At 61.5% G+C, this 20,881-nt stretch carries 18 protein-coding genes and 1 other RNA gene; all 19 read right to left on the bottom strand.

The genetic code is table 11. From position 1 onward, the window contains the following. Positions 1 to 46: 46 nt before the first annotated feature. The 19 genes from ftsA to DFO46_RS05315 all read right to left on the bottom strand — a co-directional run bounded on the left by ftsA (position 47) and on the right by DFO46_RS05315 (position 20,839). Complete coding sequence (ftsA, locus tag DFO46_RS05405; protein ID WP_120276599.1) at positions 47 to 1,378, bottom strand: cell division protein FtsA; 1,332 nt, start codon at positions 1,376 to 1,378, stop codon at positions 47 to 49. Next, entirely contained in the window at positions 1,375 to 2,253 is an 879-nt protein-coding gene (locus DFO46_RS05400) for a cell division protein FtsQ/DivIB (protein WP_245422601.1), read from the bottom strand. The genes ftsA and DFO46_RS05400 overlap by 4 nt, the downstream gene beginning before the upstream one ends. 41 nt (positions 2,254 to 2,294) lie before the next feature. Continuing rightward, a complete protein-coding gene (locus tag DFO46_RS05395; RefSeq protein WP_120276597.1) occupies positions 2,295 to 3,221 on the bottom strand; it encodes a D-alanine--D-alanine ligase in 927 nt (308 codons plus the stop codon). A gap of 207 nt (positions 3,222 to 3,428) precedes the next feature. After that, on the bottom strand, positions 3,429 to 4,283 hold the full coding sequence (locus tag DFO46_RS05390) for a GGDEF domain-containing protein (RefSeq protein WP_120278148.1): 855 nt from the start codon (positions 4,281 to 4,283) through the stop codon (positions 3,429 to 3,431). 79 nt (positions 4,284 to 4,362) lie between these two features. Further along, positions 4,363 to 5,337 (bottom strand): UDP-N-acetylmuramate dehydrogenase, encoded by a 975-nt coding sequence (murB, locus tag DFO46_RS05385; RefSeq protein WP_110790780.1) that lies wholly within the window; start codon positions 5,335 to 5,337, stop codon positions 4,363 to 4,365. After that, complete coding sequence (murC, locus tag DFO46_RS05380; RefSeq protein ID WP_110790781.1) at positions 5,338 to 6,750, bottom strand: UDP-N-acetylmuramate--L-alanine ligase; 1,413 nt, start codon at positions 6,748 to 6,750, stop codon at positions 5,338 to 5,340. It abuts the gene before it with no gap. Then, positions 6,747 to 7,868, bottom strand: a complete 1,122-nt coding sequence (gene murG, locus DFO46_RS05375) for an undecaprenyldiphospho-muramoylpentapeptide beta-N-acetylglucosaminyltransferase (RefSeq protein WP_120276596.1) — start codon at positions 7,866 to 7,868, stop codon at positions 6,747 to 6,749. The genes murC and murG overlap by 4 nt, the downstream gene beginning before the upstream one ends. A 3-nt stretch (positions 7,869 to 7,871) precedes the next feature. Continuing rightward, positions 7,872 to 9,026 (bottom strand): putative lipid II flippase FtsW, encoded by a 1,155-nt coding sequence (ftsW, locus tag DFO46_RS05370; protein WP_110790783.1) that lies wholly within the window; start codon positions 9,024 to 9,026, stop codon positions 7,872 to 7,874. A 1-nt stretch (position 9,027) separates the two neighbouring features. Continuing rightward, positions 9,028 to 10,437 carry a UDP-N-acetylmuramoyl-L-alanine--D-glutamate ligase gene (murD, locus tag DFO46_RS05365; RefSeq protein WP_120276595.1) on the bottom strand — a complete coding sequence of 470 codons (1,410 nt, stop codon included), beginning with the start codon at positions 10,435 to 10,437 and terminating at the stop codon, positions 9,028 to 9,030. 7 nt (positions 10,438 to 10,444) lie between these two features. Beyond that, positions 10,445 to 11,545 (bottom strand): phospho-N-acetylmuramoyl-pentapeptide-transferase, encoded by a 1,101-nt coding sequence (gene mraY / locus DFO46_RS05360; protein ID WP_062279012.1) that lies wholly within the window; start codon positions 11,543 to 11,545, stop codon positions 10,445 to 10,447. A gap of 24 nt (positions 11,546 to 11,569) precedes the next feature. Further along, positions 11,570 to 13,003: a UDP-N-acetylmuramoylalanyl-D-glutamyl-2,6-diaminopimelate--D-alanyl-D-alanine ligase gene (locus tag DFO46_RS05355; RefSeq protein WP_120276594.1), complete on the bottom strand. Its 1,434-nt coding sequence runs from the start codon at positions 13,001 to 13,003 to the stop codon at positions 11,570 to 11,572. Next, positions 13,000 to 14,454, bottom strand: coding sequence for a UDP-N-acetylmuramoyl-L-alanyl-D-glutamate--2,6-diaminopimelate ligase (locus DFO46_RS05350; RefSeq protein ID WP_120276593.1), 1,455 nt, complete (start codon positions 14,452 to 14,454; stop codon positions 13,000 to 13,002). Before DFO46_RS05350 ends, DFO46_RS05355 begins: the two co-directional genes overlap by 4 nt. A gap of 59 nt (positions 14,455 to 14,513) precedes the next feature. Next, on the bottom strand, positions 14,514 to 16,259 hold the full coding sequence (locus DFO46_RS05345) for a penicillin-binding protein 2 (RefSeq protein ID WP_110790787.1): 1,746 nt from the start codon (positions 16,257 to 16,259) through the stop codon (positions 14,514 to 14,516). Further along, positions 16,259 to 16,654, bottom strand: coding sequence for a hypothetical protein (locus tag DFO46_RS05340; RefSeq protein WP_110790788.1), 396 nt, complete (start codon positions 16,652 to 16,654; stop codon positions 16,259 to 16,261). The genes DFO46_RS05345 and DFO46_RS05340 overlap by 1 nt, the downstream gene beginning before the upstream one ends. Before the next feature lie 2 nt (positions 16,655 to 16,656). Further along, on the bottom strand, positions 16,657 to 17,682 hold the full coding sequence (gene rsmH, locus DFO46_RS05335; protein ID WP_120276592.1) for a 16S rRNA (cytosine(1402)-N(4))-methyltransferase RsmH: 1,026 nt from the start codon (positions 17,680 to 17,682) through the stop codon (positions 16,657 to 16,659). 17 nt (positions 17,683 to 17,699) lie between these two features. Further along, complete coding sequence (gene mraZ, locus DFO46_RS05330; RefSeq protein WP_120276591.1) at positions 17,700 to 18,137, bottom strand: division/cell wall cluster transcriptional repressor MraZ; 438 nt, start codon at positions 18,135 to 18,137, stop codon at positions 17,700 to 17,702. 424 nt (positions 18,138 to 18,561) lie between these two features. After that, positions 18,562 to 18,960, bottom strand: an RNA gene (rnpB, locus tag DFO46_RS05325) — RNase P RNA component class A. A gap of 79 nt (positions 18,961 to 19,039) precedes the next feature. Then, on the bottom strand, positions 19,040 to 20,230 hold the full coding sequence (locus DFO46_RS05320; RefSeq protein ID WP_120276590.1) for an FAD-binding oxidoreductase: 1,191 nt from the start codon (positions 20,228 to 20,230) through the stop codon (positions 19,040 to 19,042). A gap of 84 nt (positions 20,231 to 20,314) precedes the next feature. After that, positions 20,315 to 20,839: a lytic transglycosylase domain-containing protein gene (locus DFO46_RS05315; protein ID WP_120276589.1), complete on the bottom strand. Its 525-nt coding sequence runs from the start codon at positions 20,837 to 20,839 to the stop codon at positions 20,315 to 20,317. Positions 20,840 to 20,881 lie beyond the last annotated feature (42 nt).

Below are 20,881 nucleotides of genomic sequence, written 5' to 3'. Positions count from 1 at the left end.
TTTCAACAGATTTCCCTTGGCCGAACCTTGCGGTCGGTGGGCAAGCTCAAAAACTCTCTTTCAGCCATTGGCCCATACGGGCGATCCGGCTGCTTCCATTGCCGAAGGGCGAGAACAACCCACCCTGCCCGGCATGAGTTTCCTGGTCCGCCATCTGCGGATAGATCGTCAACCCGACTGCGGTCGAGAAGGCTGGGCCCTTGGCAGCGGCGGGAAGACCCGACACGCCCATCGGACGACCGATACGCACGTTCCTGGCGAGAATGCGGCGCGCTGCTTCCGGCATACCGGTCAGCTGGCACGCACCACCCGTCAGAACGACCCGCTTGCCGACAACCGGCGAGAAGCCCGATTTCTGGATCCGGTCGCGCAGCAGTTCGAGGGTTTCCTCGATACGCGCGCTGATGATCCGGGTCAGCAGAGCCCGCGGCACCTGCGTCGGCTGATCGCGATCATCCTCGCCGATCGGCGGGACGGACACGACTTCACGATCATCGGCGCCGTTGGCGACAGCCGAACCGTGAACGACTTTCAGGCGTTCTGCATCCTCGATACGGGTCGAAAGCCCGCGCGCCAGATCGGTCGTCACATGGTGACCGCCGATCCCGATGGCGTCCGTATGGATCAACTTGCCTTCTGCGAAGACCGAGATGGTGGTCATGCCACCACCCATGTCGATCGCCGCGCAACCGAGCTCAACTTCATCATCGACCAGGGCAGCAAGGCCGCTGGCATAAGGCGTAGCAACCACGCCCTCGACGGTCAGGTGAGCCCTGTTAATGCAGAGTTCCAGGTTGCGGAGCGCTGCACGTTCGGCTGTGACCACATGCATGTCGACGCCGAGGACGTCGCCATACATTCCCAGTGGATCACGGATTCCCCGTTCGCCGTCAAGCGAAAAGCCAGTCGGCAGCGAATGCAGCACGGCGCGGTCATTGCCCTGCGACTTCTGCCCGGCAGCGATCAATACCTTGCGCAGATCGCCAGACTCGACTTCCTGACCACCGAGATCAATCGTCGCGGTGTAGACGTCCGAGCCGATGCGACCGGCCGAAACATTGACGATCAGGCTCTCGACGGTGAGACCCGCCATGCGCTCCGCCGCATCGACGGCAAGACGCACGACATTCTCAACCGCGTCGAGATCGGCAATGACGCCTGACTTGATGCCGTAAGAGCGCTGATGGCCGAGCCCGATCACCTCGACGTTGTGGGTCCGGCCAGGCAGAACCGAGGTTTCACGACGCGGAGTCAGCCGTGCGATCATGCAGACGACCTTGGTCGTACCGACATCGAGAACCGAGACAACATGGGCACGCTTGGAAGACAGCGGCTTGGTGCGCGGCAGACCGAAGGAGGAGCCACCAAAGATACTCATATCTTCTGCTCCAGCTTCTTGAGTTCCTTGGTACGAGCATCGACGACGACCTGGCGACGCTCCTGCGCTTCCGGTGTCAGACGAACAGCGACACGATCGGGAAGACGCATGTCGATGGCGGCGATATCGCGCGACAGGACCTGCTGCTCCTGGTCGAACCGGGTCAGAAGGGCGAGCGCCTCGGCGATGTGATCTTCCGGCAGCTTGACGATGATGCCGTTGTCCAGATGAACATCCCAGCGACGTCCGGCAACCCGGACAAAAGCCTTCACCCGAGAGGCGATCGCGGGCCACTTGGAAAATTCCTCTTCGACGGCCGCCGCCGCCGTTTCGGCATCGCGGCCGACGAAAAGCGGAAGCGAGGCAAACTTGTTGTCGCGCAGCGGTGCGATCACGCTACCCGAGCGCTCAATGATGGACAGGTCCGAACCATGCTGCCAGATCGCGTAGGCCTGACGCTCCTTCAGCATCACCTCGACCGTGCCCGGATAGATCTTGCGAACCTCGACCGATTCGACCCACGGGAGATCGGAAAGCGCCTTGCGGGCACCTGCGATATCAAGCTCAAGCAAGCTGGAAGCGCCATCGAGCCCGAGAAGCTGAAGAATATCAATTTCGGACGTGTGCTGGTTGCCGGAAACACGAACATCCTCGATGGAGAAGCCCGCAGTCGACGTGAGGGACTGCATCACCTCAGGCCCATGGCCGCCAACGATGACGCCGTGAAGCGCCACAACCGAGTAGAAACCGGCGAGAGAAATCTTGCCGAGATGGCGCGGCAAAGGGATACGGCCAGAACAGAGACTGGCGACGGAACGCACCATACGGCGAAGCGGACGCGGCAGAACCACCCCCTCACCCGCGCCGGTCGGCATGGCGGAATATCCGCCCGCACCCTCAGCCACCCTGTTGCCACTCATCGAGAACACGATGCGTCCTCCACCATCCAACTTACAAACTCACCAAAGGCGATACCCTCATGGGCAGCCATTTCCGGCACAAGCGAGGTCGGGGTCATGCCGGGCTGGTTGTTAAGCTCCAACCAGATCAGATCACCATCCTCCGAGAAACGGTCGTCGTAGCGAAAGTCTGACCGACTCACTCCACGACACCCGATCACCCGATGCGCCTCAGCCGCCAATGATTGTATTTTTTGGTAAATTTTCGGTGAAATTTGCGCAGGAAGTATGTGCTGCGAGCCACCCGCGACATACTTCGAGTCATAGTCGTAAAAGCCGTGACCAAGCGGCACCACCTCGATCACGCCGAGCGGCCTGCCATCCATCACACCGCATGTCAGCTCACGGCCGGCGACATAACGCTCGACCATCACGAGATCGCCATAGCGCCACTCGCTGGAGGTCAGGATCTGCGGCGGATGAGCCATGTCTTCGCGCACGATGACGACACCGAAGCTGGAGCCTTCGCGGACCGGCTTGACGACATAGGGCGGCGCCATCGGATGCGTGTTGCCGATGTCGAAACGGTTCATGACGACGGCTTCGGCAACAGGTATGCCAGCCTGGGCAGCGACAATCTTTGCCTGCCGCTTGTCCATGGCCAGCGCCGAAGCAAGCACGCCGGAATGCGTGTAAGGGATCTCAAGATATTCAAGCACACCCTGAATGGTGCCATCCTCGCCAAACGGACCATGCAAGGCATTGAAGGCGACGTCGGGCTTCAGTGCCTCCAGCACGCGGCTGATGTCACGACCAACATCCACTCGCGTCACCGTGTAGCCCTGACCTTCGAGTGCAGCCGCGCAGGCGGTCCCGGACGACAAGCTGACCGGGCGCTCCGATGAAATTCCACCCATCAAAACCGCGACATGCTTGCCACTCATAAAACGCCTCGCAAAATAATCACTCGACCGACCCACAGCCCCTCTGGCTGCTCCGATCTCTTCCATGTCAGTTGAACAACATTAAGGTTAATGAAGCGTTTACTTTCGTTAACTTTGGTGGACGCGGGAGATGGCCACCCGCGCAGACAGCGGTTGATAAAACAGGCATAACCCGTTGAAATAAAGAAAAATTGGAACGTTAAGAAGTCAGGCCAAGCGGCGCGTCTCGTTCGCAATGACCGGCAGCAATTCGGCGGTGGTCGCGCCAAGCGCTGCATCCTGAAGGGCGTTGGTATGCACGATTCGGTTCCGGCCAGCAGCCTTTGCCAGATAAAGCGCACGGTCGACATGCGAGAAGATCTCGCTGAACCCGAGCTCCGCAAGCCCTTCGGCGATGCCACCGGAAACGGTGACCGAGAACGGATTTGCGGGGCCCGTAAACACTGTCGCCTCGACGGCCTCACGCATCGATTCTGCCACCGCGAGCGCTTCAGCGCCTGTCGTTCCAGGCAGCAGCACGGCGAACTCCTCGCCTCCGAGGCGGGAAACCTGGGCGATGGGCGGCGCAACGGTCGTCAACACCTGCGCCACCTTGGCGATGACATCGTCACCGGCTTTGTGGCCCAACCCGTCATTGATGGCCTTGAACCGATCGATATCGAAGAGAACCAGACACGTCCGGCCTCGCACGCGCTCGAACTCCTCCAGGAAGGCACGGCGATTCATCAGTCCGGACAGCATGTCTGTGCGGCTGAGCATTTCGAAACGCTGGTTGGAAAGTCCCAGATCGTAGATGGCCAGGCCGACAACGCTATAGGCGATTACGGCAACGACGAAGGATACGGGCGGCGTGAGAACGGTCGCGATAACAAGCGCCGGCCAGAGATCATAGGGCAGGAGATTCAAGGCAACGAGAACGAAATGCGAGAGGATGTTGAGGATATAGGCGAAGACAGCAATCTTTGCGGCCATCACCACGGCCTTGGCGAGGACCGCCCGGCGTGACGAAAACTCACCCAGCGTCAGCTGCCGTATAATCCACGCATGTACACTCGCAGCCATCACAGCCCCCATTTCGCGAAAGAGCGTAATGGCTCCGAGTTAAGATTTCACGCAGACGCCGGTTGCAAGGCGCTCAGGTTCACGCCGTCACGGCGCCCATGAACGGCTTGACCTCGCGGCCCGGCATGAAAATGCCCAGACGCTTGATTTCCCATTCCAGCTTCACCCCGGAATGCTCAAGCACGCGCTGACGCACGGTCTCGCCGAGATATTCGAGATCGTAGCCAGTCGCATGGCCGGCATTGATCATGAAGTTGCAATGCAGCGACGACATTTGGGCGCCGCCGATCATCAGACCACGGCAACCGGCCTCGTCAATGAGTTCCCAGGCAGAATGCCCCTCGGGGTTCTTGAAGGTCGATCCGCCGGTCTTCTCCTTCACCGGCTGCACGGTCTCGCGGTGATGGCGCACCGCATCCATGTCCGCACGAATCTTGGCCCGGTCCTCCGGATAACCTTCAAAAGTTGCATGCGTGAAGATCAGATCGCCGGAGGCTTCAGAATGTCGATAGCTGTAGCCCATGTCGGCATTTGACAGGACATGCACGTTGCCCTTGCGATCCACGGCTTCGACTTCGATCAGCCGTCCGGCCGTGTCGCCGCCATTGGCACCCGCATTCATGCGCACCGCACCGCCGATCGAGCCTGGAATGCCGTAGTAGAAATGGAAGCCACCGATGCTGTTGTCCATGGCCATGGCGGCGATATGCTTGTCCGGGCAGATGGCACCAGCGCGGATGCGGTTTTCACCGGCAAGCTCGACCTGACCAAAGCCCTTGGCAGACAGGCGCACCACAACACCCGGAATGCCACCGTCGCGAACCAGCAGGTTCGAGCCGACGCCGATCACGGTCAAAGGCACATGCTCTGGCAGCAGCTTCAGGAAGGTGATGAGGTCCTGGCTGTCATGCGGCTGGAACATCAGCTCGGCAAGACCGCCCGCCTGGAACCACGTGACGCGGTCCATCGGCGCATCCGGCGTCAGCCGTCCCTTGAGTTCATTGACGCCTGGGCCGAGCGAGGCCAGCAGCTTTTCCCCATCCACCTGTTTCATTCAAGACTTTCCCGAAATTGCATCAAGTTCCGCCGGCAGGGCAGCCGCCCATTGCGTAATGTTGCCAGCGCCTAAGAGGACCACGAAATCACCCGGTTGCGCAATGCCCGCGACGAGAGAAGCGAGTTGCTCCGGCGCGGCCAAGTAGCGCGCGTCGCGATGGCCGCTGGATTTGATCCGCGACACGAGCGCTTCCGAATCGACGCCCTCAATCGGATCCTCACCTGCGGCATAGACCGGCGACAGGAAGATGGTGTCGGCATCATTGAAGCAATTGGCGAAGTCGTCAAACAGGCTGGCGAGGCGCGAATAGCGGTGCGGCTGGTGTACGGCGATGATCCGGCCCTTGCAGGATTCCCGCGCAGCCTTCAGCACTGCCTTGATCTCGACGGGATGGTGTCCGTAGTCGTCGAAGACCTGGACACCGTTTGCCGTTCCGGTCAGCGTGAAGCGACGCTTGACGCCGCCGAAGCCAGCGAGCCCCTTGCGGATCGCCTCTTCCGAAATGTCCAACCGATTGGCGACGGCAATCGCCGCGCACGCATTGGAGATATTGTGCCGGCCGGGCATCGGCAGGACGAGGTCCTTGAAGCTGAACACGCGGCCAGTGCGACGACGGCGGATCTCGACGTCGAAGATCGAGCGCGTGCCATCGAGACGGACATTCGAGAAGCGCACATCGGCCTGCGGGTTTTCGCCATAGGTGATGACCTTGCGATCCTCGATCCGGCCAACCAGCGCCTGCACTTCCGGATGATCCAGGCACATCACGCCGAAGCCGTAGAACGGTACGTTCTCGACAAACTGACGGAAGGCTGCCCTCGCATTGTCGAAGGTGCCGTAATGATCGAGATGTTCCGGATCGATGTTCGTGACGATGGCAACATCCGCAGGGAGCTTGAGGAAGGTGCCGTCCGATTCGTCGGCCTCGACCACCATCCACTCGCCCTCGCCCATCCGGGCATTAGTGCCATAGGCATTGATGATCCCGCCATTGATGACGGTCGGATCGAGCGCGCCGGCATCCAGTAGGGCAGCAACCATCGAAGTCGTCGTCGTCTTGCCATGCGTCCCGCCGACGGCGATCGCATTGCGGAAGCGCATCAGTTCGGCCAGCATCTCGGCACGCCGCACGATCGGCAGAAGCTTTTCGCGCGCAGCGATCAGTTCCGGATTGCTCTTCTTGATTGCTGTCGAAACGACGACCACTTCGGCCTCGCCGAGGTTTTCCGCCGTATGGCCGACAAAAACCTCAATGCCCTTGGCGCGCAACCGCTGGACATTGGCGCTCTCCGACTGGTCAGATCCCTGAACCTTGTGTCCGAGATTGTGCAGGACCTCCGCGATCCCGCTCATCCCGATCCCGCCGATCCCGATGAAGTGGACCAGACCGATGGTTTTCGGCATTTTCATTGTATGGCTCCGTTCCGCTGGGCAATGCCCTTGCCGGCGGCAATAGCCTCTACGAGGTCCGCGAGCAAGCCGGCCGCATCAGGCTTGCCCGTGCTTTTCGCGGCAGCAGCCGTCAAGGCGAGCGATTCGGGGTTCTCCATCGCTTGGCTCAACAAGGCCGCAATCCGCTCGCGCGAAAGCTCCGCCTGAGCGATGACCTGGGCACCGCCCTTGGCCGCCAGTGCCGCCGCATTGGCCGACTGGTCGTGGTCGAGCGCATGCGGATAAGGCACAAGAATGCTCGGACGTCCGATCACCGCGAGTTCCGAAACCGTCGAGGCGCCAGAGCGGCAGATCACCAGATGCGCAGCCGCCAGCCGTTCCGCCATGTCGGTGAAAAAGGGAGCGACGTCAGCCGGCACGCCGAGGCTCGCATAGGCATCTTTCACCTGCGCAGCGTATTCAGGCCGCGCCTGCTGCGTCACGACCATCCGAGCCCGCAAGTCGGCAGGCAGTGTCGCCACGGCCGGAGCAATGGCCTCCGAGAAAAATTGGGCGCCCTGGCTTCCGCCAAAGACCACCAGCCGGAAAGACTGCCCTTCGCCCGAGGGCACATAGGGAACGCTTGACGCGGCAATCACGGCAGGACGCACCGGATTGCCGGTCAACCGCATCTTGGAGCGATAGGTGCCAACCGGCGCCAGAAAGCCACCGGCGATCGCGTCGACACGGGAGGCGAGCAGCCGGTTGGCGCGCCCCATCACGGCATTCTGCTCATGCACGGCTGTCGGCACGCCGAGACTGGTGGCCGCAAAAACCGGTGGCACGGTCGGATAACCGCCGAAGCCGATCACCGCCTTCGGCTTTAACCGGGTGATCAAAGCCTTCGCCTCGCGGTAACCACGCCACAACGTCAGCAAAGCCTTGGCCATGGCAACCGGATTGCGCGACCCGATGGTCGCCGAAGACACGGTGTGGATCTCGTCGGCCGGGAAGGCACCAGCGAAACGCTCGGCACGCTTGTCGGTGACGAGATGCACACTGTAGCCGCGCCGCTTCAACTCGTGACCCAGCGCCTCTGCCGGAAAGAGATGGCCACCGGTCCCACCGGCGGCCAGAAGAACGATACCCTTGGACATGTTTTACTCCGCCGGAACGCCGGCCACTGAGCGGAACAGGCTCCGCTCCTGGGCCCGTTTTTCCGGCCGTCGTCGCGTCAACGCGAGAATGAAGCCGGCGGTCACGCAGATCGCCGTCATCGAAGAGCCACCATAGGAAATCAGCGGCAGCGTCATGCCCTTGGCCGGCAGCAATTCGAGATTGACACCAATATTGATCATCGACTGGATGCCGAGCAACAGAACGAGACCTGCGACCGCCAGGCGATTGAAGTCGTTGCGCTCGCGATAGGCATGGCTCAAGCCGCGCAGCACCAGAAAGCCGAAAATGGCGACCAGCACCATGCAGAAGACGATACCGAACTCTTCGGCTGCGACCGAGAAAATGAAGTCGGTGTGGCTGTCCGGGATGATCCGCTTGACGATGCCCTCGCCCGGTCCCTGGCCAAACCAGTCACCACGGATGATCGCCTCACGCGCCGTGTCCACCTGGAAGGTGTCGCCCTCCCCTGTCAGGAACCGGTCCACGCGCCCCGCAACGTGCGGAAGGGTGACATAGGCACCAAAGAAGCCGGTGGCACCGAGCGCGCCGAGCACCACGATCCAGAGCCATGGCATTCCCGCCATGAAGAACATGGCGCTCCAGACGCTGCCGATCAGGATCGTCTGGCCGAGGTCCGGCTGGGCAATCAGAAGGGCGGCCGTCATGCCGAAAAGCAGAATGGCGAAGAGATTGCCCGGAATTTCCGGCTGCCGCGCATGTTCGGCAAACAGCCAGGCGCAGATCACCACGAAAGCCGGCTTCATGAATTCGGACGGCTGGATCGACATGCCGAGCAATGACAGCCAGCGACGTCCGCCCTTGACCTCGACGCCGACGAACAGCACCAGCACCATCATGATCAGCGCCGTCGCAAGCAGCACCATGGCGGTCCGGCGGACCTGGCGCGGCGACAGGAAGGAAAGCCCGATCATCACGGTAAGAGCCGGCAGCATGAAAAATGCGTGGCGTTTGACGAAGTGGAAACTGTCGAGACCGAGGCGCTCTGCGACGGCCGGAGAGGCGGCGAAGGACAACATTAGGCCAATGCCCATCAATAGGACAAAGGTGATCAGGAACAGGCGATCGATCGTCCAGAACCAGTCCGCCAGCGGACCTCTCTCTACGCGGCTCACCATGTCATTTGCCTCCTTGTGGCACGTCGATCAGCATGGAGATCCCGTCCAGCCCGGCGACCAGACGGACGAAGCTGTCGCCGCGTACCTCGAAATTCTTGAACTGGTCGAAGCTTGCGCAGGCAGGCGAGAGCATGACGGCAGAGGGATCGCTATCGCGCGCCGCATCGGCCGCCGCATGGGCAACCGCACGATCGAGCGTGTCGGATATCTCGAAGGCCACCTGTTCTCCCAGCGTTGCGGCAAAGGCCGAGGCGGCTTCGCCGATCAGATAAGCCTTGACGATACGTGGGAAGAGTGGAGCGAGGCTTGCGATCCCGCCCTCTTTCGGCAGTCCGCCGGCGATCCAGTAGATCCGGTCATAGCTGGACAAAGCGGGCGCCGCGGCCTCGGCATTGGTCGCCTTGCTGTCGTTGACGAAGACGACCTGATGGCGGCGGCCAACCGGCTGCATGCGATGTTTGAGACCGGGGAAACTCTTCAAGCCCGCCTGGATCTCGTCGACGGCCACGCCCACCGCAAGGCAGGCGGCGATCGCCGCTGCCGCGTTCTGGGCATTGTGACTGCCGCGCAGCGTCTGGATGCCATCGAGATCAACCAGCAGCGAAACGGCGCCCTGCTCCGCCCGAAAAATCCGAGAGCCCTCGGCATAGAGCCCGTCCGCCAGCGGCTGCCGTTTCGAGATGCGGATAACCTTCTGCCCGGAGCGTTCGATCCGGTCGCCGATCAGCTCGCAAAAACTGTCGTCGACGCCGACGATCGCGGTCCCCGCCCCTGCCACCAGCCGTTCCTTGACATCGGCATAATGCTGCATCGTCCCGTGCCGATCGAGGTGATCGGGCGTCAGGTTGAGCAGGATGCCGGCCGTCGGATTGAGGGTCGGTGCGAGATCGATCTGATAGGACGAGCACTCGACGACGAAATATCGCTCGGACTTGGGCGGATCGAGCGTCAGCACCGCCCGGCCGATATTGCCGCCGAGCTGCGTATCACGGCCGCTCGCCTGAAGAATGTGGGCGATCAGCGCCGTCGTCGTCGATTTGCCATTGGTGCCAGTGATCGCGATGAACGCGCAGTCGGGCGCATGCCGACGCCGCTCGCGCACGAAAATCTCGACATCGCCGATGATCTCGACACCAGCCGACTTGGCGAGCGCCACAGTCCAGTGGGGCTTCGGATGAGTGAGCGGCACACCGGGCGACAGGACAAAGGAGGCGATGGACGACCAGTCGATCCCATGCAGATTGATCGTGGCGATCCCCTCGGCGGCGGCACGCGCGACACTGTCTGGATTGTCGTCCCAGGCAAAAACCTCTGCACCCCCGGCCTGCAGCGATTTCGCCGTTGCGAGCCCGGAGCCTCCGAGCCCGAAGAGCGCGACCCGTTTGCCCTTGAAACTGCTCGCCGCGATCATGACGCCCTCACCGCAGCTTGAGGGTCGAGAGGCCGAGCATGCCTAGGCCAACCGCGATGATCCAGAAGCGGATGACCACCTGGCTTTCGGTCCAGCCGAGCTTTTCGAAATGGTGGTGAATCGGTGCCATCAGGAAGACGCGCTTGCCCGTGAGCTTGAAATAACCGACCTGGATGATGACCGACAGCGTCTCCATCACGAAGAGACCGCCGATGATCGCCATGACGATCTCATGTTTGGTCGCAACCGCTACCGAGCCGATCAGACCGCCGAGCGCGAGCGACCCGGTGTCACCCATGAAGATGGCCGCCGGCGGCGCGTTGAACCACAGGAAGCCGAGGCCGGCGCCGATGACGGCGCCGAGCAGCACGGCAAGTTCGCCGGTACCCGGCACGAAATGGATCTGCAGGTAATTGGCAAAAACCGCGTTACCCGCCAGATAGGCGATCACGCCGAAAGAGGCGGCAGCAATCATCACAGGCACGATGGCAAGCCCATCGAGACCGTCGGTGAGGTTCACAGCATTGCCCGCAGCGACAATCACGAAGCCGCCGAACAGCACGAAGAACAGGCCGAGATCGAGCAGATAGTCCTTGACGAAGGGAAAGGCGACCGAGGAGCCGAAAGTCGAACCCTGCGGTGCCGAATGCAGAGCGGAACTCATCATGAAATAGACGGCGATGCCGGCGATCAGGAACTCGATCCCGAGGCGGGCCTTGCCGGAAAAGCCCTTGTCGGTCTGCTTCGTCACCTTGAGATAGTCGTCATAGAAGCCGATGGCGCCGAAGCCGAGCGTGACCAACAACGTGGCCACGACATAGATATTGGAAAGGTCAGCCCAGAGCAGCGACGACACAACGATGCCGGCGAGGATCATCAATCCGCCCATGGTTGGCGTGCCGGCCTTCTTGAAATGCGTCTGCGGCCCGTCGGCGCGGATCGGCTGTCCCTTGCCCTGGCGCACCCGGAGCGAGGAGATCATCATCGGCCCGAACAGGAACACCACCGCCGCCGAGGTGAAGAGAGCTGCCCCCGTCCGAAATGTGATGTACCGGAACAGGTTGAAAAACTGAAAGTGGTTCGCCAGTTCCACAAGCCAAATCAGCATGGGAGCCCTTTCCAAAAGCCCGAATTAAGAGTGGCGCTCCGTGTCGGGGAATGCCGGATACTTGTCAAGCAGAGCCGCAACAATCTTGCCGAAGCCGATGCCGAGTGAGGATTTGACCATGACCACGTCGCCAGGGCGGACTTCTGCGGTGACGAAATTCGCCAGTTCCGCCGTCGTTTCGAGATAGACGACCGAGACCGATTCCGGCAGGGCATCGCGCAGGGCAACCATTTCCGGGCCGGCAAGCCAGACATGCTCGACGCCGGCTGCGAGCAACGGACCGGCAAGCTCGGCATGCACGGAGGGCGAAAACTCGCCCATCTCCAGCATGTCGCCAAGCACGGCGATCCGCCGGCCGTCATACTGCGGCTGCGAGGAGGCGAGCACCGAGATCGCTGCTCGCATCGATGCCGGATTGGCGTTGTAGCTTTCGTCGATCAGCGTCAGCGAAGCGCCGCCGATCGACAGTCTGTGCCGTGCACCACGGCCCTTCACCGCCGACAGATGTGCGAACGCCTCGATCGCAGCATCCACATCGGCGCCGACGAGCGACACGGCCGCCAAGACCGCCATGGCATTCTCGGCCAGATGCCGACCCGGTGCACCGATCGTCACTTCCCGGGTCTCGCCGTGGAACGAAACCCAAAGCGTCGAGAGTTCCGCCGCACCATCGAATTCCGCCAGCCGGTATTCGGCCTTGGCGTGCTGGCCAAAGCTATGCACGTTTTCGATCCCGGCGGTCTGAGCCGCCTGTTCCAGTCGCTCGAAATAGGGATTGTCGCGGTTGAGGATCACGTCACCGCCATTGACCACGCCCTCGAATATCTCAGCCTTTGCATCGGCGATTTCGTCAACGCTTGTGAAATTGCCGAGATGGGCCGGCGCAATCGTGGTGATGATCGCAACATCAGGCCGCACCATCCGCGACAGCGGACCGATTTCGCCGGGGTGGTTCATGCCGATCTCGAACACGCCGTAGCGCGTATCCATTGGCATGCGGGCGAGCGTCAGCGGCACGCCCCAGTGATTGTTGAAGGAGGCGACGGCGGCATGGACATTGCCGGAAGGCTCAAGCGCCAGACGCAGCATTTCCTTCGTCGTCGTCTTGCCGACAGAGCCCGTAACAGCGATGACCGTCGCAGCCGTCCTGTCCCGTGCGGCGACCCCGAGTTTCTGCAGACCAACGAGCACGTCCTCGACCACAATCATCGGAACGGTCAGGCGCCCGAGTGCAGGAAGCTTGGCCTCGCTGACGATCAGCAGCGAGGCGCCGTTGGCGATGGCGAGACTGGCATAGTCGTGGCCGTCGACCCGGTCCCCCTTGATCGCAAAGAAGGCTTCACCGGGCGTGATGCTCCGGCTGTCGATGGATATCCCGGTCACACCGTCGGGTAACTGGCCGAAAGGCCGGCCACCCATGGCGACCACCATGTCGCGCGAGGTCCAGAGCAGGGTCAACGGTCGAACTCCTCCAAGGCGTGTCGAACTTCGGCATGATCCGAGAAGGGCAGCGTGGTTCCTCCAACCGTCTGCCCTTCTTCATGTCCCTTGCCGGCTACGATCAGCGTATCGCCGGCCGAAAGCATCGCAACCGCAGCCCGGATCGCCTGGGCCCGGTCACCGATCTCGATTCCTTTCGGAGTGGCCGCCATGATTTCCGAACGGATGGTCGCCGGCACTTCGGAACGTGGATTGTCGTCGGTGACGATGGTGATATCGGCGAGCCGCGAGGCAATCTCACCCATGATCGGCCGCTTGCCCTTGTCGCGGTCGCCACCGCAACCGAACACGACAATGACACGTCCCGTGGTGAAGGGACGGACCGAAGTCAGCACATTCTCCAGCGCATCCGGCTTGTGCGCATAATCGACATAAGCAAGCGCGCCCGCCTTCGTCTGGCCGATCAACTCAAGCCGACCCGAGGCGCCAACGAGTGTTTCCAGCGCCTTCAGCGCGACGGCCACCGGCACGCCCGTCGAGATGGCAAGTCCTGCCGAAACGAGCGCATTGGCGATCTGGAAATCACCGGCGAGCGGAATATGCACTTCGAAGATCTGATCGCCGTGATGCACTTCGGCCACCTGCTTGTGGCGGAAGTGTTCCACCCGCTTCAGGCTGAGGAAGGTTCCCTTGCGACCGACCGTGCGCACATCATGGCCGGAAGCCGTTGCCACCCGGATCGCCTCGTCGGACCACGGATCATCGGCATAGATGACAGCCGGCGAGCCCTTCGGCAGAAGGGTATCGAAAAGCCGCATCTTGGCGGCCATGTAGTCCTCGACCGTCGGATGATAATCCATGTGGTCGCGGCCAAGATTGGTGAAGCCGGCGGCCGACAACACCACGCCGTCGAGGCGGTTCTGGTCGAGGCCGTGGCTTGAGGCTTCCATCGCGGCATGCGTCACGCCTTCATCGGCCAGTTCACCGAGCAACGTATGCAGCGCCAGCGGGTCTGGCGTCGTCAGCGAGCCATAATCGTTGCGGCTGGGCGAGATCACGCCTGTGGTGCCGATCTGGGCGGCCGCATGGCCGGCAAAGGCCCAGATCTGGCGAGTGAAGGATGCGACCGAGGTTTTGCCTGCCGTGCCCGTGACGGCAACCATCGTCTTCGGCTGGCGCCCGACAAGGCGGGCAGCGGCAAGCGCCAGGAAGCGGCGTGGATTGTCGACCACGACCACAGGAACGGAAGCCTCGACCGGATGGGAGGCGACAACGGCGACAGCGCCCTTGGCGACAGCGTCTGCCACATAGGTGCCGCCATCGGCCTTCGAGCCTGAAAGCGCGAAGAACACCGTACCCGGCTCAACCTTGCGGCTGTCCGCAGACAGTCCTGCCACCTCAACGCCAGCGGCACCAGCCGCCGATACCTGGTTCTTGTAATCCTCGCCGGCCAATGTGCCCAAAAGCATGTGCAGTCCATCCTTCCGGGGCAAAATCAGTCGAATCGCCCCGTTTGTCTTACGTCTGGTCAATAAGAGACGAGCAACGCGGACCCGTCTTCCCCGAATTTGGGTTCTACACCAAGAATTGCGGCGCTTCTGCGAATGATGTCCGCCACCATCGGGGCTGCACTGTTGCCGGCGAGTGCTGCGCCATTGCCCTTGTCGGTCTTCGGTTCATCGATGAAGGTCAGGACGACGTAACGCGGATTGTCGATCGGGAAGGCAGCGAGGAAGGCGTTGAAGTTCTTGTCGCCGACATAGCGACCGTTCACGACCTTGTCGGCGGTACCGGTCTTGCCACCCACATCGAAGCCCTCGACGCGCGCATTTTTGCCGGAACCCTTCACCCCGTTCCATTCGAACAGGAAGCGCATGTCGTCGCTGGTCGAGGGTTTGATCACCTGCTTGGCAACGAGATCCGCCTGTTCGCGTGTCCTCGGAAGAAAGGTCGGCTCGATCAGCTTGCCGCCGTTGACAAGCGCCACACCGGCAACCGCCGTCTGCAGCGGCGTGGTCGAGACGCCATGGCCGAAGGAGATCGTGATCGAATTGATCTTCTTCCATTCGCGCGGCTGCGACGGCATCGCAACTTCCGGCAGCTCCGTCTGCATCTTGGTCAGCAGGCCAAGACGGGTGAGGAACTCCTTATGCGCATCCGTACCGACAAGGTCGGCCACCTTGGCGGTGCCGATGTTGGACGAATACTGGAAGATTTCCGGCACCGTCAGAATACGGTTCTTGCCGTGAAAGTCCTTGATGGTGAAGCCGCCGATGCGGATCGGATAACGGGCGTCAAAGCTGTCCTTCAGCGACACCTTGCCCGAATCGAGACCCATGGCGATCGTAAACGACTTGAAGGTCGAGCCCATTTCGAACGTGCCGTTCGCCATGCGGCTGAGCCAGCCCTCTTCCGAACCGGCCGGGCTGTTCGGATCGAAATCCGGAAGCGAAGCCATCGCCAGCACTTCGCCCGTATGCGCATCAAGGACGACGCCGCCGGCGCCGATCGACTTGAACTTGGCCATGGCTTCGACCAGCACGTCGCGCACGATGTTCTGCACGCGGATGTCGATCGACAGCTTCACAGGTTCGAGCGGCGTGTCGCTGGTCATGCCGAGCGCCCGAAGATCCGCCAGCCCCTGGTTGTCGATGTATTTCTCCATCCCCGTCATGCCGCGGTTGTCGATGTTGACGTAACCGACGATGTGCGAGGCGGTGGAGCCACCGGGATAGAAGCGCCGCTTCTCGGGACGAAAACCGATGCCGGGAATGCCGAGTGCGAGGATCTGGCTCTGCTGCTTCGGCGTCAACTGCCGGCGCAGCCACTGGAAACGGGACTTGGACGAAAGCTTCTTGTATGTCCCCTTGATGTCGAGATCGGTCAGCACCGTCGCCAGACGTTCAACGGCTTCATCTGGGTCGACGATCTTGTGCGGCTCGGCAAACAGCGACACCGTCCGAATGTCGGTCGCGAGAACCTCGCCATTGCGATCGAGAATATCCGGACGAGACGCCATCAACCGGTCTGCCGGCAGGATGCTCGACACCGTCTCGGGCTCGGCCTGGCCGTATTGCACCAGACGTCCGCCGATGATGGCATAAACCACACAGAATCCGGCGATCATCAGGCCGACGCGATTCTTCGCCATCGCCGATTTGCGCTTTGCCGTTCCCTGGATGCGCGGGCCGGAGACCACGGCACCGCCACGCTGCACATCGGTGGAAAAATGAGCCTGGCTCTTCAGGAGCATGATACGCGACAGAAAGCTCATCAGTCATTCACCGCTTCTGCTGGATTGACCGAACCCGTCGTAATCAGGTCCTTGACCGGATCGGACGCGGCTTTCTTGCCCTCGGCGACTTCCTTTTGCGGCACCTGATCCCTAGGCATCGGCAACTCGACCGGGCGGGCAAGCTGCGTCGGCGCCGTCGGCTGCAACTGCAGCTCCGTCGCATAGGTCTTCACCAGGCGATCAAGGCGGTTCGGCTGGGTGAGAAGGGCACGGTCAGCCCGGAGCAGATCAATCGTGTCCTTCTCCAGCTTGATCTCGGCCTCCAGACGGCGGACCTCAGCGGCCTTGTTATCGGTGTCATGCTTGATCTGGTAGGTCACGGCCGCAGCCGCCGCCATGGAACCGATCAGGAGAAAATCGAAGGTTCGCAGCACAATCAGCCTCCAATCTTCTCAAGCGTTGCAAGGTCGGGCAGATCGAAGATCGCCATATCCGGCTTCTCCGGCGGCGCCATCGTTCGAATGCCGGCGCGCAGCTTGGCTGAGCGAGCACGCGGGTTGAGTTCAGCCTCTTCCTCGCTCGCCGCAACCATGCCCTTGCCCACCGGCTCAAACGTCGCCTTGCGTGCTTCGACCATGGGAAGGTGGCGCGAGCCTGACGCCTTGCCGGCGCGCTCCGAAAAGAACTTCTTGACGATACGGTCTTCAAGCGAATGGAAGGTGACGACGACGAGGCGCCCACCCGGCTTCAACGCCTGCTCCGCCGCAAACAGCGCCCGCGCCAGTTCACCCAATTCGTCGTTGACGAAGATGCGCAGCGCCTGGAAGACGCGCGTTGCCGGATGGATCTTGTCCTTGGCCTTGCGCGGATTGACAGTCTCAATCAGGTTCGCGAGATCGCGGGTCGTCTGGAAGGGCTCGCTCAGGCGGCGCTTTTCGATCGCGCGCGCGATTCGGCCCGAATGCTTTTCTTCTCCGAGAAAACCGAAGATGCGGATCAGGTCTGACACCTTGGCCCGATTGACGACATCGGCCGCCGAGACGCCCGACGATGACATGCGCATGTCGAGAGGCCCGTTGCGCTGGAAGGAGAAGCCGCGCTCGGCTTCATCGATCTGCATGGAGGAAACGCCGATATCGAGCACGACACCGTCGAGGCCGCCCCCTGGGGCAAAATCGGCCAGAGCCGAGAATTCCGTGTGATTGAGCGTCAGCCGGCCATTGAACTCGTCAACCATCGACTGACCGCCGGCAATCGCATTCGGGTCGCGATCAAGCGCGATGACGTCCGCACCCGCATCGAGGATGGCGCGCGTGTAACCGCCCGCACCAAAAGTCCCATCGAGAATGACTTTACCCGCCTGCGGCTCCAGCGCCTTCAGCACGCAATCGAGAAGAACCGGAATGTGGCGAACCGATCCGCCATTGGCATCGGAAAGCCCTTCGCCAAGATTCGCCGCCATTCCGTTTCCCCGTTTTGTCAGGTCCTCAGGCCCCGCAGCCTGACAACCTCTCTGGCTCTCGCCTGAGCGTCCGAAAACGCCTGCGGCTGCCACACCTGAAAATGATCCGACCGACCGACGAAACAGACCTCCGAGGAAATCCCCGTGAAATCCCGAATAAAATCCGTCACCGCCAACCGCCCCTCGGCATCGAGTCGCATAAAGACGCCGCCGCCATGAAGAAGCAGCGACATCTCGTTCGCCTCCAATGCGAAGGGATCCTCGGTCGCCATCCTCCGCTCGTATCGCTCGAGCAAATCGGGACCGCCGATGTTGATCGCCGGATAGACGAAATCCTGGAGACAATAAAGCTCCTGAATGTCGCGCTGCAGCAAAACGGCACGAAAGGCCGCAGGGACGGAAACCCGCCCCTTCGCATCGATCCTGTTTGTCGCATTGGACAGGAAGCGGTTCATAACTGACGACCGACCTCCTCGAAATCGGGAAGCCGGTGATCGACCCCCGCACACACATGACAACACCCGCCGTCGCATCACCCGGAAAAGACCCGCCCGAAACACGGGAGAGACCATGCGATTTCCGAACCTTGGGGGCGAACACGTCCCCCGCAACAGCATGTAGATGGGATACCATGGGACAATATGGGCGTCAATGGGAACGGGTCGGGCTGCACCCTTTGCGGGCTTCAAATATTGATAGGCGGTTAAGCTTAACGAATGGTTAGAAACGCCTGTTTTGAGAGGAGATTTAGACCGATGCGGAGCGGCGCTGCGGCAGATCCTGCATGAGATGCCCCATGCAGTTTTCTGGCCGCAGTTTCAGGCGCTTGACCGAAACTTTGGCCGAGCGCCGAGACGACGTCTGGAGACGGGGGAGAATTTTGCCAGTTGGCCTGTAAGCCGGGTTCTGTATGGCCCCGGTTTCCCGGGACGTGGCAGCCATTCATCTGGGACAGCGTTTGCACGCTGCCTCGCGCAACCCACCCGGATGACTGGCCCGGAAACAGGCTGTAATGGCGCTTGCGCGCCACCCGCGTCATCCCTATTCGGTCTTGCTCCCGGTGGGGTTTACCGTGCCGTCCCTGTCACCAGCGACGCGGTGGGCTCTTACCCCACCCTTTCACCCTTACCTCGCATGCGAGGCGGTTTGCTTTCTGTGGCACTTTCCCTGAGGTCACCCTCGCCGGACGTTATCCGGCACCGTATTTCCGTGGAGCCCGGACTTTCCTCACCCTACCGCCTTTCGGCATTGGTAAAGCGCGGCTGCCCGGCCAACTGGCAAGCGGTCCTTAAACGACGCGCCGCCTGAAAGCCAACGAAAATGACGACAGAAAGGTGACTTGGACGCTTTTGGTGAATCAGTCTGTGAAGACAGGCTGGAAAACGTCGCCATAGGCATCATCGACGATCCTGCCGTGCAGGATCAGTTCGGCACCAAGGCGGCCGATTTCATCCGAACTCTTGGCGGCGGCGCCGCAGCCGCCCGTCAACACGGCGATACGCTCGCTGGCATAGCCAATCGCCGGATAATTCTCGGGCGTAAACGAGGTCACGCAGGCGGCCATGGAGATCGGCGCCTGTGCCAGGCTTGGCACGATCTGCCCGACGATCCGCTGCAGGTGGTTGCGGGTGGTGATACGTCCACCTCGCCGGAACCAGGCCCGGATCTCCGCCTCGGTTTCCAGCGGCAGGTCGTCCGGGTCACCACCGATCTTCAGATAGGTCTTGCCGTCGGGATAGCGCACCGGAGGCAGAAGGTAGATGTGGTCGGTCGGATCTTCGGGGTGGTGAATGAGCGACGGCATGCCGGCATAAGACGGGAGGTCCGCATCCGGGATTTCGAAAAAGGCGACTGTGCGACCATAGACCTTGAGATCAAGAGCGCGAGGCAGCAGGTTCTCGTTGATGGTAAAGCCGCCAGCCGCGACCAGCACACGCTCTGCCGTATAGACAGCGCCGTCATCGGTGGTCACCACGCAGGCTCCCGGCTCCTCGCGGACCGACACCACCGCCTGGCGGATGATCTGTGCCCCCGCCTTCTCGGCGAGCGCGCTCTGTGCCTGCACCAGCCGGCGCGGATTGACGTAGCCGGCATTGCGTTGCTCATGAACGCCTTCGCAGCCATCGCCGAAATCGAAATAGTCGAAACGCTGTCTCAAGTCGGCCGCAGACAGAAGATCCGTCTCCACACCAAGCGCCTCAGCAGCTGAGCACACCCGGCCCACCAGGGGATCGTTCCCTCCCCGCTTCGGTCCGACAATCAGGCAACCGACTTCGTGGTAAAAGGCGATACCGCTCTCCTCGGCAATCGCTCCATAGCGGGCGATCGAGCGATTGGCCATGCGCGCCCAGACCGGGTCCGAATCGATGGTGCGGGTGATACGCGCCTCATCGTAATGGCTGGCAAAGACACCTTCGTGCCGGCCCCAGTCCTTCGGCTCATCCGGACCAATGACCGCTACATTCTCACCGGCAAGAGCGAGATACCGGGCAGAAGCCGCACCCATCATGCCACGACCGACGACAATCGTACTGAAATGCTCAACCATTACATCACCACCTGAAATCGATAGCCGGTGATAACATGGAGCGCATAAGTGTCCACCAAGGCGAGCGACTCGATCACAGCTTTGTCAGTTGCCGATCAGTGCGATGACTTTGCCGCAGTACCGTTTGGAGACGGGATTCATCCGCTTGGCAGCATGTCCTGCATTGTAGCGAAGGATGGTGCCACAGGTCTCCCCGCCGCCCAGTTCATGCGCCATGGACAGATATTTCATGCCGTACCGGATATTGGTCTCGGGATCATACAGCCCCTTGGTCGAGCCGCGATAGCCCATGGCGCGCGCGGTCGCCGGCTTGATCTGCATGAGACCGACTTCGCCGGCGCTGCCCCTGGCCTTCGGATTGAAGTTGCTTTCGATGCGGACCACGGCATGGGCAAGATCGACGGGCACGCCATAGGTCTTGGCGTATTTCGAGATGATCTTGCCGTAAGGGCTTTTGGAGAAGGATGGCGCCACCGGAAATCCGGCGTCGCGGGTAATCGTCTTCAGCGACCAGACGGAGCGGCCGTCCTTCTCGCCCGCCGTTGCGGTCTGCACGTGAGTCAAAAGGATAGCGAGGCATGCCGCAGCAGCAACCAGTCGTCTTGTCATGGGAAAGGTCAGTCTCCGTGGAAAGGTCGAACCGGCGCGCGT

Origin of the sequence: Rhizobium sp. AG855 (assembly GCF_003610655.1) — a bacterium.
Lineage (GTDB): Bacteria > Pseudomonadota > Alphaproteobacteria > Rhizobiales > Rhizobiaceae > Allorhizobium > Allorhizobium wuzhouense.
Note: the sequence above shows the minus strand (reverse complement) of the source record. Positions and strands in the feature narration are given on the sequence as shown.

Coding starts and splice junctions, on each gene's coding strand:
- ftsA (WP_120276599.1), bottom strand. CDS start 1,378: ATGAGTATCTTTGGTGGCTCCTCCTTCGGTCTGCCGCGCACCAAGCCG.
- DFO46_RS05400 (WP_245422601.1), bottom strand. CDS start 2,253: ATGCCGACCGGCGCGGGTGAGGGGGTGGTTCTGCCGCGTCCGCTTCGC.
- DFO46_RS05395 (WP_120276597.1), bottom strand. CDS start 3,221: ATGAGTGGCAAGCATGTCGCGGTTTTGATGGGTGGAATTTCATCGGAG.
- DFO46_RS05390 (WP_120278148.1), bottom strand. CDS start 4,283: ATGGCTGCGAGTGTACATGCGTGGATTATACGGCAGCTGACGCTGGGT.
- murB (WP_110790780.1), bottom strand. CDS start 5,337: ATGAAACAGGTGGATGGGGAAAAGCTGCTGGCCTCGCTCGGCCCAGGC.
- murC (WP_110790781.1), bottom strand. CDS start 6,750: ATGAAAATGCCGAAAACCATCGGTCTGGTCCACTTCATCGGGATCGGC.
- murG (WP_120276596.1), bottom strand. CDS start 7,868: ATGTCCAAGGGTATCGTTCTTCTGGCCGCCGGTGGGACCGGTGGCCAT.
- ftsW (WP_110790783.1), bottom strand. CDS start 9,026: ATGGTGAGCCGCGTAGAGAGAGGTCCGCTGGCGGACTGGTTCTGGACG.
- murD (WP_120276595.1), bottom strand. CDS start 10,437: ATGATCGCGGCGAGCAGTTTCAAGGGCAAACGGGTCGCGCTCTTCGGG.
- mraY (WP_062279012.1), bottom strand. CDS start 11,545: ATGCTGATTTGGCTTGTGGAACTGGCGAACCACTTTCAGTTTTTCAAC.
- DFO46_RS05350 (WP_120276593.1), bottom strand. CDS start 14,454: ATGCTTTTGGGCACATTGGCCGGCGAGGATTACAAGAACCAGGTATCG.
- DFO46_RS05345 (WP_110790787.1), bottom strand. CDS start 16,259: ATGAGCTTTCTGTCGCGTATCATGCTCCTGAAGAGCCAGGCTCATTTT.
- rsmH (WP_120276592.1), bottom strand. CDS start 17,682: ATGGCGGCGAATCTTGGCGAAGGGCTTTCCGATGCCAATGGCGGATCG.
- mraZ (WP_120276591.1), bottom strand. CDS start 18,137: ATGAACCGCTTCCTGTCCAATGCGACAAACAGGATCGATGCGAAGGGG.
- DFO46_RS05320 (WP_120276590.1), bottom strand. CDS start 20,230: ATGGTTGAGCATTTCAGTACGATTGTCGTCGGTCGTGGCATGATGGGT.
- DFO46_RS05315 (WP_120276589.1), bottom strand. CDS start 20,839: ATGACAAGACGACTGGTTGCTGCTGCGGCATGCCTCGCTATCCTTTTG.